The sequence below is a fragment of the Shewanella sp. 0m-6 genome (assembly GCF_052977325.1).
This window is the reverse complement of record NZ_JBRIMD010000048.1, coordinates 1-13,926: the sequence shown is the minus strand read 5'-3', so window position 1 is coordinate 13,926 and position 13,926 is coordinate 1. Positions and strand designations below refer to the sequence as shown.

The window sequence follows — 13,926 nt, the reverse complement described above, 5'->3', positions numbered from 1 at the left end:
AAAAACACTCGGATTTTGCCATCTTATAAAGATCGGTCAACCGATCAATAAACTGCTAAATGATCGGCATTACTGCAGATGCAGGCTTTTTTGTGGGTGACGTTTAGCCGCCATTTACCTACAATCAACTTATAATAAAGCTATATTTATAAATGGAATTTTGATAATGCAACTCAACGATCTCAGACTTTTTGTACGGGTAGCCGATTGCGGTAGCCTCACCGCGGCGGCTGTTGAGTTAGATATTTCTTCTGCGGTGGCGAGCGCGGGGCTCAAACGATTAGAAAAGGAGTTGGGTACAGCCTTATTTATTCGTAGTACTCGAAGCTTAAGGTTAACCGATTCGGGTGAGCGCTATCTTATTCATTGTCGGCGTGCGCTAGCCGACTTAGAGGTGGGTCAACGAGCGATAGAAAGTACTCAGGCGAGTATCTCTGGTGTTGTGAGTCTGTCGGTGCCTTCTGATGTTGGTCGTAATGTTTTGCTTCCTTGGCTTGATGCCTTTCTACTTGAGTACCCAGAGCTAAAGTTGCGTCTACATATCGGTGATAACTTGTCGGATTTTTATCATGACAAGATTGATGTGGCGCTGCGTTCAGGTAAACCTAAAGACTCAGCGCTGGTGGCCTTTAAAATTTGTAATTCACGCCGGGTACTTTGCGCCTCGCCGGATTACATTAAGCGCTTTGGTGAGGTGAGCTCCTTGGAGCAGTTACCACAGCATAATTGCTTATTTTTTATGTTGGATGAGCGTACCCATGACCAATGGGTTTTTAATCGAAATGGCCAGCAACATAAAGTGAGAGTGAGCGCTAACCGTACCTGTAATGATGCTGATATCGCTCGTCGCTGGGCCGTTGCAGGCCAAGGGCTAGTATTTAAGTCTTGGTTAGATCTGACTGATGATATCGAATCGGGGCGTTTAGTGCCTTTGCTTAATGATTATCAAGGGGAAGAGGCCGATTTATATCTTGTGTGCCCTGGGCGGGAGCATGTGACGCCAGTGATTTTGTTGCTGAGGGATATGCTTAGAGACCGCAGTAAGGAGCGCCTAGCACGTGTGAAGCATTATATGGAGTAGTGCGTTTGGGGTAACATAAGTTTTGGATAAAAAGTGTTAAGTCGCAAAAATTTTTGGGGAAACAACAGATACAAAAAAACCGCACGAATGCGGTTTTTTAGTTTATACCGACCTAGGTTGGTATATTAAAAGCGAATTAGCTCTTAGCGCGTTTCATTGCAGTGAAGAACTCATCGTTAGTCTTGGTCATTGCCAATTTATCGATAAGGAATTCCATGCCTGTCACTTCATCCATTGGATTAAGGATCTTACGTAGGATCCACATCTTCTGTAGTTCATCCGGAGTCGTTAGTTTCTCTTCACGACGAGTGCCTGAGCGGTTGAAGTCAATGGCAGGGAAGACGCGCTTCTCTGCTGCTTTACGAGAAAGGTGTAACTCTTGGTTACCTGTACCTTTAAACTCTTCGTAAATCACTTCATCCATCTTAGAGCCGGTATCAACAAGCGCGGTAGCGATAATAGTTAAGCTGCCGCCGTGTTCGATGTTACGAGCTGCACCAAAGAAGCGCTTAGGACGGTGTAGAGCATTGGCATCAACACCACCAGTAAGTACCTTACCAGATGAAGGGATTACCGTGTTGTAAGCACGTGCTAGACGTGTGATCGAGTCAAGTAAGATAACAACGTCTTTCTTGTGCTCAACTAAGCGTTTTGCTTTTTCAATTACCATTTCGGCAACTTGCACGTGACGGCTTGCTGGCTCATCGAAGGTAGAAGCAATCACTTCACCTTTAACCATGCGTTGCATCTCGGTTACTTCTTCAGGACGTTCGTCGATAAGCAGTACCATCAACACCACTTCTGGGTTGTTGTTAGTGATGCTTTGCGCCATGTTCTGGAGTAATAGAGTTTTACCCGCTTTTGGCGGTGCAACGATAAGACCACGCTGACCTTTACCAATTGGTGAACATAAATCCAGAATACGTGAAGTAATATCTTCTGTTGAACCGTTACCACGCTCCATGCGCATACGTTCTTCTGCATGCAAAGGTGTTAAGTTTTCAAAAAGGATTTTGTTGCGAGAGTTTTCAGGCTTGTCGAAGTTAACTTCGGTCACTTTTAGAAGGGCGAAATAACGCTCACCTTCTTTTGGTGGACGAATTTTACCAAAAATCGAGTCACCAGTACGCATGTTAAAGCGTCGAATTTGGCTAGGTGATACGTAGATATCATCTGGGCCCGCTAAATATGAACCATCTGAGCTACGAAGGAAGCCAAAGCCATCTTGTAAAATCTCTAAAACGCCACCACCGAAAATATCTTCACCGCTTTTAGCGTGGGCCTTAAGGATAGAGAAAATAATGTCTTGCTTACGAGCACGAGCCATATTTTCTAGCTTCATGTCTTGAGCAAGCTGGACTAAATCTGATATTGGGGTGTCTTTTAATTCTGATAAATTCATCGTGGTGGGTCTTGTTTTGTACGTGGCAATGCCATCTACGATCAAAGGTTTTGTAGCTTATTGAATATCGATCGGATAGCGAGAAGTGGGTTAATTAAGAATGTTTCTGGTTATTAAAGTAGCACTAACAGGGCGGGGCGTCTAGAAGTTTAGTTCAACCCGACACATTTTCTTATTGAAGCTGTGTCGGGAATCACTTAATACCGTGCAATCGTTGATTAAACGGTATACTCGCAGTTAAATTTGCGCGTCAATAAACTCTTTAAGTTGAGTCTTTGATAGTGCGCCTACTTTAGTTGCAGCTAGCTCGCCTGCTTTGAAAAGTAATAATGTAGGGATGCCACGAACGCCGTATTTAGCTGGTGATACGTTGTTTTGATCAACATTCAACTTAGCGATTGTGATCTTACCTTCGTACTCTTCAGCCACGTCATCTAAGATTGGGGCGATCATCTTACATGGGCCACACCATTCAGCCCAAAAATCAACCAGAACTGGTAGTTCAGAGTTAATTACATCATTTTCAAAGCTATCGTCGCTTAGGTATACAATCTTGTCGCTCATGGTGTTCTCCAGTTTAGTTGCCATTGCTGGTTTGTTAATGGCTTAACCTGTATATTGGGTCAGTAAAATAACTTTTCAAGCTAAAAGTTACGCAAATATTAATGTCGGCACTCTTTAGTACATTAAAACGCTTTAGACAAGACGCTGATTTACAGGCATAGTTAGCCTACGTCAACGACGTTTAACGCCTAGAAGCGTTTAAAATTGTCCTAAGAGAACGGTAAACACACGCTTAAATTTCATTGCATCGTAAAAATAGAGGGAATGATGATTCCGTCACTGATGCCTAAAATAGCGTGATAAACGTTTCTCCGAGTGTGCACCAATTTTCCGTGATAAAATTCTATCGCTATTTCAAACGATCAAGTTTTTTATTGCAACCTTTTACAGGTAAGCCTGCGCTATGAGCGATACACATTTATCTACACAGAAGTTTGCTGACTTTCCTCTACATAAAGAGGTTCATCAGGCACTTAACGAAACTGGATTTGAGTTTTGTACTCCAATTCAAGCTTTATCGTTACCCATTTTATTAGAAAAAAAAGATATAGCGGGTCAGGCACAAACAGGTACGGGTAAAACACTGGCCTTTTTAGTCGCCACTTTTAACCACCTTCTATCTACGCCGATCCCAGCGGAGCGCCAACTAAATCAGCCTCGCGCGATTATCATGGCACCGACTCGCGAGTTGGCTATTCAAATCGCTAAAGATGCGAACCTACTGGCTAAGCATACTGGCCTAAAAGTGGGTATCGTATACGGCGGTGAAGGCTACGAAGTTCAGCGCAAAGTATTAGATAAAGGCGTTGATATATTGATTGGTACCACTGGCCGCATTATCGATTATGTGCGTCAAGGTGTGATCAATGTTAGTAGCATTCAAGCTGTTGTACTTGATGAAGCGGATCGTATGTTCGATTTAGGCTTTATTAAGGACATTCGTTTCTTATTTAGACGTATGCCTGATGCTAAATCACGTTTGAATATGTTGTTCTCTGCAACGCTTTCGATGAAAGTGCAAGAACTTGCTTATGACCACATGAATGAGCCTGTAAAAGTTGAGATCGCACCAAACGAGAAAACATCAAAGAATATTAAAGAGGAAATCTTCTATCCATCAATGGAGGAGAAGATGCCTTTGCTATTGTCTTTGCTTGAAGAAGACTGGCCAGAAAAAGCCATCGTGTTTTCTAATACCAAACACAGCTGTGAAAAAGTCTGGTCATGGCTTGAAGGTGATGGACATCGCGCAGGCTTGCTAACAGGTGATGTGCCGCAGAAGAAGCGTTTACGCATTCTGGAGCAATTCACTAAGGGCGAAATCGATATCTTAGTCGCAACTGACGTTGCAGCTCGTGGTCTACACATTGCTGATGTATCTCATGTATACAACTATGACTTGCCTGATGACTGCGAAGACTATGTGCACCGTATTGGTCGTACAGGCCGTGCGGGTCAAAAAGGGGTGTCGGTTAGCTTTGCATGTGAAGAATATGCACTTAACTTACCAGCAATTGAGACATATATTCAGCACTCAATTCCTGTAACGTCATACGACAGTGATGCGCTGCTTGATGATATTCCGCCACCAGTGCGAATTCATCGTAAGCCTAGTACTCATACTCGTAATACTCGTGGTACAGGTAGCGGTAGTGCTCGCCCCCAAGGCGGTCAACGTAGTGGCCCACGTCGTCACGACAGAACGCGTAGACATTCATAAGCGAAGCTCAATGACAACACCTCTTTACGCAGCCATTACGTTAGGCTCGAATAGTTTTAATATGCTGGTCGCTAGAACAGTGGGCCAGCAACCCCAAATTATTGCGAAATACAAACGTAAAGTCCGCTTAGCCGAAGGCATCCAAGCTGACGGCTCGTTGAGTGAAGAGGTGTTATTACGCGGTTTAGACTGTTTGACCATGTTTGCCGACATGCTCAAAAAGGAAGGTGTTTCTGCCCGTAATATTGCTGTTATCGCAACGGCAACGTTAAGAAATATCTCTAACTCCGATGATTTTTGTCGTCGAGCTCTCCCCATCCTCGGCCATCCAATTGAAATCATCTCTGGCATGCGTGAAGCTGAGCTTATCTATCAAGGTATGGTTGCGACAACAGAAGGTGAAGGGCGCCGTCTTGTTATTGATATTGGCGGGGCAAGCACAGAGTTTATTATTGGTGATGGTAATAAGGTCCTACTTAAAACCAGTTTAGCCATTGGTTGTGTCACTTTTAATGAGACTTTTTTTAGTCACTATCCATTCCAGCAGTTGGATTTTGATGATGCCAAAGCTCAGGTGAAAAGTGTCCTCGGTGAGCAATTATCTGCTCTTAAAACACTGGGTTGGCATTGTGTTGTTGGCGCCTCTGGTAGTGTGCAGTCTGTTGTAGAATTACTTAGTCATCGTAATCAGTCATCTACAATTACCTTGGATGTTTTACTGAGCCTAAAACAAGAAGTGTTAGCGCAAAACGATGCTTCAATGGTCGAGATTATTGGGCTAAATCAAGAAAGAGCCCCAACATTTGCCGCCGGTGTGTCAATTTTATTAGCGCTATTTGAGTTACTTGAAATACAAAACTTATCTCTTTCTGGTGGCGCGCTTCGTGAAGGCGTATTGCAAACCTTAGCTAGTCATATTTAGTTTTTCTGCATTATTTTCTATATTGCAGCTCCTCGCTAAACATTCTCCTTTCTATGTTGCTATTTAGTCCAGATCGATCTCGGTGTTGTGAGGGTTAATAACTTGATCTGTTAATCAATCAATTAGCAGACACTCTTAATTAGTGTTACTAAACCGGACAGTAGAAATAGAATTAAGCTTCGATAGTATGGCATTATTGAAATAATAAAACCCCTTCATCCCCTTATCAAGCTTGTGTACCTAAGCGCACTTTTTAGTGAGTAAATACTCTTGCTGACTGTAATTCAGTTCAATTATCTCCAGTAATGACCAGTGATAATCATTCCCCTCTTAACTTGTTAAATATGTTAACAAATTGACTTTCAGTATCCCGTTAACGTTTGAGCTTCCTCTCTCCGATGAGTCTGTACCCCTCTATTTATAAGCACTTTTTGAATAAAGTACATTGTATAAAATATATTAACTATGTTAATGTTTTGTTGCGCTTGGATGTTTTGCACTCAAAATCACTAATAAATATTTTAACTAAGCGCTTACTAAAAGAAGATTTAAGGGAGAATTAATTATGTCTGGAAGTAACGCTTTAAAACGATTTTCGCCAAAGAAGACACTAGCGGCTTTGGCCGTGGGTTCTGTGTTGTTTTTGTCTGCGCCATCCGTTATGGCCGCCGATACAAGTATTGTAAAAGGTCACATTGAAAATGCTTCAGGTAGTAACCTGTCTAATGTAACTATTACGCTTAAACATATGACTAAGGGTCTTGTGTTTACGGTTGAAACCAATGAAAAAGGTGATTACCTTTTACGTAATGTGCCTGTAGGTGACTACGATATTACGATTACTAAAGATGGCTACGAGCAGAATCAAGAGAATGGCATTCAGGTGAACCTTGGACAACCTGTGATTCTAGACGGAAAGCTATACTCTGAAGGTGCTGATAACGTAGAGCGTATTGCAGTATCAGGTAGCATGATCCGTCGCGTTGATATGTCCGATTCAACATCAGGCTTAACCTTTACTCAAGATGAGCTGCAATCAATGCCTGTAAATAGTGGCTTTGAAAGCATCGCGTTACTAGCACCGGGTACTGCCGCACCTGGCGGTTCTAACTTTAATGGTGCATCAAGTTTTGGTGGTTCATCGGCTGCCGAAAATGGTTATTACTTTAATGGCCTTAATGTAACAAGTATTCGTACTGGGATGGGCTCTATTCGTCTTCCTTGGGAAGCTATTTCGCAAACTCAAGTTCAAACCGGTGGTGTAAGCCCTGAGTATGGTGGCGCATTAGGCGGTATTGTTAATGCGGTTTCAAAATCAGGTGAAAACGAATTTAAGTTTGGTGCTGAGGCGCGCTGGGACCCATCATCATTACGTTCTTCACAAGACAATATCTACCAATCAAGCGGTGAGATAGATACTAATACTCAGCAAGATAGCTATGACTTTAAAGAGCTGCAGCTTTGGGCAAGTGGTGCAATTATTGAAGATTCATTATTCTTTTACGGCCTATTTGCACCAAGAAGAGAAGAATCTGAGTGGGCAGGTCAAACGACAAAAACGAGCAAAGATCGTGAAGAAGACCGTTGGTTTGCCAAGTTAGATTGGTATATGACAGATGACCATTCAATTGGTTTTTCGGCAATGAATAACAAGCGTACATGGACTAATAAAGTCTATGCTTACGATTGGGAAACCAATGTTGTTGGCGAAAAGCAAGGTGTCGATGCACCTGGTGAAGATGGTGGTAAAGTTTATAGCTTAAATTATAACGGCTATTTATCTGACACATTCTCTGTCTCCGCGGTTGTAGGTCGTGTACAAGAAGATGTTGAGAATGTCGTAGCATCAACTAACCCAGGTGTTTGGGATGATCGAAATGGGTCTGTCACGTTAAGCCAGCACACGAATTCATCAGTTTCTGAAGAGCATTACACCCGTGATCAAGCGCGTATTGATTTCAGCTGGGATTTAGAAGATCACTCAATTCAGTTTGGTGTTGATTACACGAAAGTGGAGGTTGATTACTCATCTTCTCAGAATGGTATTGGTGATGCACAAGGTTGGTGGTCAATCTACACTGCAGGAGACGACAGCGTTTCAGGGCAAATTGCTGGTGAGGATTATATTGAACGCCGTGTTCGTGAGCGCTTTACCGATTCTGAAGTCACCTCTACAGCTTTTTATATTAATGATTCTTGGCAGGCAACAGATAACTTAGTATTAAACCTAGGTTTACGATATAGCGAGTTCGAAAACACGGTTTCAGATGGGCGTGCTTATGTAAAGATGGAAGATCAGTTCGCACCACGTGTACAAGCTATTTATGATGTATTTGGTGACGGTGAAGCTAAAGTGTTTGCGACTTATGGCCGTTATTTCCAACCTGTTTCTGCAAACATGAACATCACTCAAGGTTCCTCTTCTATAGAGTGGTTTGAATACTCTGAGCTCGATCAGGTCGATGCTGATGGGCACCCTGTTATTACAGCGGACGGTTCACCAAGTCGTGGTGCAATGCTGCGTGACCGGTGGTACCGCCAAAAAGGCATCACAGAGCCTGGTCTAATAGCATCTTCATCGCTTAAATCTATGTACTCCGATGAATTTACTTTAGGTTATCAGCAAGAAGTATTTGAAACTATGACCGCTGGTGTTCGTGGTATATACCGTGATTTGGAGCGTAGTGTTGAAGATACAGACGTAGGACCTGTTTTAGCAAAGAAGTTGGCTGAGCTAGGTATTACCGATAATGTTGGTCAGAGCTCTTATTACGTACTACTTAATCCTGGTGAAGATGTAAGCCTTTCTTATGACTTTGATGGTGATGGTCAAGTTGATAACGTAAACCTTACTGCCGAAGAAATGGCATTACCAGAAGCTGAGCGTAAATATGTTGCTTTAGAGTTCACTCTAGATGGTTCTGTTACTGATGATTTACGTATTAACTCTTCTTACACTTGGTCTCATAGTTACGGTAATACAGAGGGCCTAGTTAAAACGGATAACAACCAAGCGGATCCAGGTTGGACAACATCGTATGACTATGGTGATTTAATGGATCACTCTAATGGTGATTTGCCAAACGATCATACACATTCATTTAAGTTAAGTGGTGCTTATGACATTACTGAAGACTTGATATTTGGCTTTGTTACTCGAGTGACCTCTGGTCGCCCACAGAGTTACTTCTCACAGCATCCAGAAGGTGTTGATAGTTGTGCGGCTGGGAATCCATGGGATGATTGTATTAGTCGTTACTATGACCAAGCGTCTCACTACGATGAAAACGGTAATCCTGCCCCACGTGGCAGCGCAGGTAACCTTCCTTGGGTGACAAATATCGATCTTTCGTTAACTTATATGACAGAAATTTTCGAAGGTGACTTTACTATTAAAGGGACTGTTTATAACGTACTGGACTCTGATTCAGCGACGAATATCAATGAAGAAAGAGCACGTTATGGTGATTCTGGACTTGAATTAAATCCTGACTATGGAATGGTGACAGACCGCCAAGAAGAGCGCTTCTTCTCGGTTATTGCTCGTTACGAATTCTAAATATAATCTCGTAGACAAAGGCCGCTCATGCGGCCTTTTTTATTTAGAGACATATCTCCTCCTGAAGCATAAATAGCAATGTTTAACACTTAGAATGTGAATAAATACTTTTTATTTATTCTGCATTTTTAGTGGTTCTATGTTGTTGCGTGATCCCAGCTTACCCCTATTTGGCTGTATATTTTATACAAAAATAAACCTATTTTTTAGTTGCTTAGGTTCAGTCTTGTTGTCGGTGAAATTGTATGGAAACAAACGTAAATATCGGCTTTTTGAATAAATAGTCTGTTTATGAGAATAACCTGAATTAACCATGAAAATAATATATTGCATACAAAATACAGTATGTGATAATTATGTTATCGCTTTGTTTTGTTGTTGTGGCTTGTTTGGTTTTGAATATGCCCCCTTAAGCAATAGCACTAATAAAAATTACATTCTTGGGAGATGAAAGATGAAATTTAATAAAGTCGCTAAGCTTATAAGCTTGGCTTGTGGTGGGGTTGTAGCATTATCTACACCAGCATATGCAGTTGAAAATGAAGATGATAGTGTAGAGCGCATTGAAGTTACGGGCTCTCGCCTTAAGCGTGTTGATATGGAAGGCGCTACACCAGTGACGACAATTACGGCAGAAGATATGGCTGTAGCTGGTTTCTCTACTGTAGGTGACGCACTGCGAGCATCGACTTTGAACTCATTTGGCTCTTATGGCGGTACAGCAAACAACAGCTGGTCTTCTCAAGCTACTATTCAACTTAAAGGCGCGAGTGCTAGTGATACCTTGGTTTTGCTAGATGGTCAGCGTATGGCTAAATCACCAGTTCTTGGTGGCGCAGCGGCAAACATCAATACCATCCCAACCTCAGCTATTGAGCGTATTGAGATTCTATCTGATGGCGCATCTGCTATTTATGGTACAGATGCAGTCGCGGGTGTTGTAAACGTTATCTTGAAGAAAAGCTTCGAAGGTATCGAATTTAAAGCCCGTGCTGAGCAAGCAGAAGCTGAAGGTGGCGATAACCACTCTTTCTCGTTCACTGGTGGTCTGACTTCTGAAAATGGTAATTTAGTTTTTACCATGGAACATTATAAGAAAGATAAGATTCTATACAGTCAGCGTCCGTATACCGCTGCACACGTGAGAGATGGTGAAGACCCAACAGACTTCCAAAGCTGGGTGAATGTTAGCCCTACTGGTCGAACAATTGATATGGGTTCAAATGGTGGTTGGGCATATCAAGCTCCGTTCTCTAATGCCGATTTGAGTTGTTCTGAAGTATATGGTGATGACTTCATCGGTCCAGTGTCTGACAGTGCATACCCTGGTGATACGCTTTGTGCATATGACTACACTAACGCAGCGGCACTTGATGTCGACCGTGAAAGAACCAATACATTGGTTAACTATACCTACGATATTACTGATGATATTAAGCTTACGGCTCGTGCTTATTGGGCTGCAAACAAAACAATTGATCAATCAGCTCCGGTACCTGGATACATTTCTTTCCCTGATGCAATGCCAGCGTATACGACTGCAGAAGGCTTAGATCTTGTTGCCACTCCAGAAGGTGCGGGCATGTTATATCGTTATGATACAGCCGGTAATCGTATTCGTGAAAACCATGACAACATGTATGACATCTTACTTGGTCTTGAAGGAAGCACTGAGTATGTTGATTGGGATTTCTCTGCAACGTATAACCGCTACGACAACTTCGTATGGGGTACGGGTTACGAGTTAAAAGGTGCATCAACGGATCTTGTTGGTTCATGGGATGATGCGACAAATTCATTTGTCGGTTGGGATCCTCGTGATCCTAATTCAGCAGTACCAAGTGGTGGCATGGCAAACTTCGATATGCGCCAGACTGCTTCTTATGCAGAGCTAGGCGGTGGAGCTGGATTTGATTTGTTCGAACTTGATGCTGGTACTGCAGCTATGTATGTCGGTGCTTCATATCGTGAAGAGACGCTTGACTCTAAAGTAGATGCTTTATCAGAAGCTGGTTTGATTAAAGGTGCAAGTGGCGGCTCTGGTGGTGAAGGTGAGCGTGATATTACTGCAGTATTTGCAGAAATGACGCTTCCGATCTTAGACAACCTAGAGTTGAACTTAGCTGCTCGATATGATGATTACTCAGATTTTGGTGATACGTTTAATCCACAAGTTTCTATTCGATATAACTTGTTTGAACCATTACTACTTCGTGCGTCATGGGGTACGGGCTTTAAAGCACCAAGCCTTGCACAGTTAAACCAAACGCCTAGTGAAGGTTGGAATGACGTAACTAACTATCTACAGTGCTATGAGCAAACAGGCGTAGTCGGTAATTGTGATATTGAGAATAGCATTCCAGTTTCAGTTGATAAGAATGAAAACTTAGGCCCTGAAAAGTCAGAAAGTTATAATTTAGGCATGGTTTGGGATATTACCGATAATATTAACATGACCGTTGATTACTGGGTTCTTGAGACAGAGGACTTAATTGGTCAATTAAATAATAGCGAGTTGGTGTATCAGCAAGCGAAGCTCTGGGAGGCGGCTGATCAGCAAGGTGTTGCACGTCCAGACATTTCACTTTTATACCCAGGTACAAGCATTTCTCAGAACGGTTCGGGCAAACTGACTGCGATGGATAATGTACTGCAGAACTTTGGTAAAGCAGAGCGTGAAGGTGTTGATACTAATATTGCAGCATCATTTGAAACTGAAGTGGGTGAGTTTAAACTTGGTCTAGCTTGGTCTCACTATATTAAATATACCGATAGCTCTCCAAGTGATGGTGAACTAGTTGTTTCTCGTAACTGGGCGGGAACATCGGAAACTCCGGATGATCGCGTAAGTTTTAGTGCCAATTATCTATTTGCCGATGATCATAGCTTGTTCTATAAAGCTGATTACATTGATGGCCAGTCAACAGATGACCTTAATGATGATGACTCAAAATATGAGATAAACTCTGTGGTTTATCAGACTATCACCTACACATATATGATGCCGTGGAATAACTCTGTTAGCGTAGGTGTAAATAACCTAACTGATGAAAAGCCGGCATTTGAGCAAAATGGTACATATAGTACAGACCTATATGACATCATGGGTCGTAGCTACTGGGTATCATTTAGTCAAAGCTTCTAAGTCGTCACTTATGTCACTTATATAGACGATAATAAAAAAGGCACTCAATGAGTGCCTTTTCTTTCTATATAAGCTGACTACTTTAAGATGTTAGCTAAATCAACTTCTAGCGATACTTCAGGTCTTTCAACAATCCGACCCACCTCTTTGTTGTCTTGCTCAACAATAATAGTCGGTATACGGGTGAACTCATATTTAGCGGCTAAGCCTTCTGGATCTTGTTTGGCTCTATCGACACCTATATAAGTCACTTTGATATTTGGATTATTGAGCTCTTCCATAATACGGATAAAGCGCGGTGTTTCACGGTGACAATCTGGACACCATGTACCGATAATCACGGTTATTTCAGTCGCAGTGCTAATGTCCTTTAATGGGGCGATAGCAGTGCTATCAACTTTATAGTCTGCATAACCCTCTTTAAAGTCTGCAAGCTCGGTAACCATTTTCTGTGCTTCTACAGTTCCAGTTAAAATCACTTCTTGTTTTTCCTCACTGCAAGTGGCCATAAAGCCTGCTTGTTTGTCATCGAATGCGCAACCGCCACTGGCCATACTTTGGCTACTAAAAAACAGCATAGTGGTTGCAAGCAATGCTTTGACGTTATTGTGCATGATAATACTCCGAGCAAGAATAAATGATTTTATTTATTCAAACATGTCTTAACTAGTGGGTGAAGTGAACTATCTCGGCAATGCTATAGGGATCACTCTAAATCTATAAATTTACCTTTCAATACTAGATTAACGGTTAAAGTCTTAAGGTAAGCTGAATGGAGTCTGTAATCACCCGCAGTAATTAGGGGGTGTTTGATAGGAGATAAATGGTGCTACGTCGGTTTGCTTTTTAACTTGGATGTGGAAAAGCGTCTGGGTTTCAGTTTAATGTTATGTAGCTGCGTGATTAATCTAGCTGACAAGTCAGTTTATCTCCCTTCTACATATAGCAGCACTTTTTATAGTGAGCTGGTTTTACGATTCAGCGAGCAAGTGTTCTACCGAACAAAGGAGGCTGTAGTTAACACATGTCATTGTATCGTCATCGGTATGAAGTGTGGCTTTATAACCTTATGGCGGCCTAAATACGTAAAGTGAAGCAGGATTAAATGGTTTAAATATGAAATTAGTTGAAAATACTTAGTGCAACTCAAAAATACTGTACTAGACTCATTATCCCGGTGCGCAAATAGTAATCTAAAACTGCGATTTTGTGGATAAGTCTGGGGGTAGTTGGTGAGTATTGTGTGCTTAAGATAGCTTTTTGAAAAAACATCATTTTTTATTAAAAAAGCGCTTGCGCAGCTCTGAGATATCCCTATAATGCGCATCCACTGACACGGCACAGCAGGCCAACTAGACTAACGCTTGAGATTAGAAATAGTCGTAAACGCTAGATAGAATGGGACTTGCAGCGGTATCGGTTAGCTCTTTTTATAAAGGGTTAGAGTTAAAACTCTTAGGAGATTTGATTCAGGTGACAAACGCTTTAAGAGCTTCGAATGATGGTTGTTAACACGAGAGTGTATAAGAAATC

8 protein-coding genes are annotated in these 13,926 nt (G+C 41.9%); 5 read left to right on the top strand and 3 right to left on the bottom strand.

The genetic code is table 11. The annotated features are described in order from the left end of the window. Positions 1-166 precede the first annotated feature (166 nt). Complete coding sequence (locus ACVBJC_RS19855; protein ID WP_447162638.1) at positions 167-1,081, top strand: LysR family transcriptional regulator; 915 nt, start codon at positions 167-169, stop codon at positions 1,079-1,081. A gap of 136 nt (positions 1,082-1,217) precedes the next feature. Here the strand turns inward: ACVBJC_RS19855 and rho are convergent, their stop codons facing one another. Next, positions 1,218-2,483: a transcription termination factor Rho gene (rho, locus tag ACVBJC_RS19850; RefSeq protein WP_447162637.1), complete on the bottom strand. Its 1,266-nt coding sequence runs from the start codon at positions 2,481-2,483 to the stop codon at positions 1,218-1,220. Positions 2,484-2,720: 237 nt separating this feature from the next. Continuing rightward, positions 2,721-3,047, bottom strand: coding sequence for a thioredoxin TrxA (trxA, locus tag ACVBJC_RS19845; RefSeq protein ID WP_447162636.1), 327 nt, complete (start codon positions 3,045-3,047; stop codon positions 2,721-2,723). A gap of 403 nt (positions 3,048-3,450) precedes the next feature. On the opposite strand from trxA, the gene rhlB reads away from it, so the two are divergent. The 4 genes from rhlB (at position 3,451) to ACVBJC_RS19825 (ending at position 12,393) form a co-directional block, all read left to right on the top strand. Further along, a complete protein-coding gene (gene rhlB / locus ACVBJC_RS19840) occupies positions 3,451-4,767 on the top strand; it encodes an ATP-dependent RNA helicase RhlB (protein ID WP_447162635.1) in 1,317 nt (438 codons plus the stop codon). Between the two features lie 10 nt (positions 4,768-4,777). Further along, positions 4,778-5,689, top strand: coding sequence for a Ppx/GppA phosphatase family protein (locus tag ACVBJC_RS19835; protein ID WP_447162634.1), 912 nt, complete (start codon positions 4,778-4,780; stop codon positions 5,687-5,689). A 565-nt stretch (positions 5,690-6,254) separates the two neighbouring features. Continuing rightward, on the top strand, positions 6,255-9,248 hold the full coding sequence (locus ACVBJC_RS19830) for a TonB-dependent receptor (protein ID WP_447162633.1): 2,994 nt from the start codon (positions 6,255-6,257) through the stop codon (positions 9,246-9,248). Between the two features lie 454 nt (positions 9,249-9,702). Then, positions 9,703-12,393 (top strand): TonB-dependent receptor domain-containing protein, encoded by a 2,691-nt coding sequence (locus ACVBJC_RS19825; protein ID WP_447162632.1) that lies wholly within the window; start codon positions 9,703-9,705, stop codon positions 12,391-12,393. A gap of 77 nt (positions 12,394-12,470) precedes the next feature. Here the strand turns inward: ACVBJC_RS19825 and ACVBJC_RS19820 are convergent, their stop codons facing one another. Next, positions 12,471-13,007, bottom strand: coding sequence for a thioredoxin family protein (locus ACVBJC_RS19820; protein ID WP_447162631.1), 537 nt, complete (start codon positions 13,005-13,007; stop codon positions 12,471-12,473). Positions 13,008-13,926: the final 919 nt, after the last annotated feature.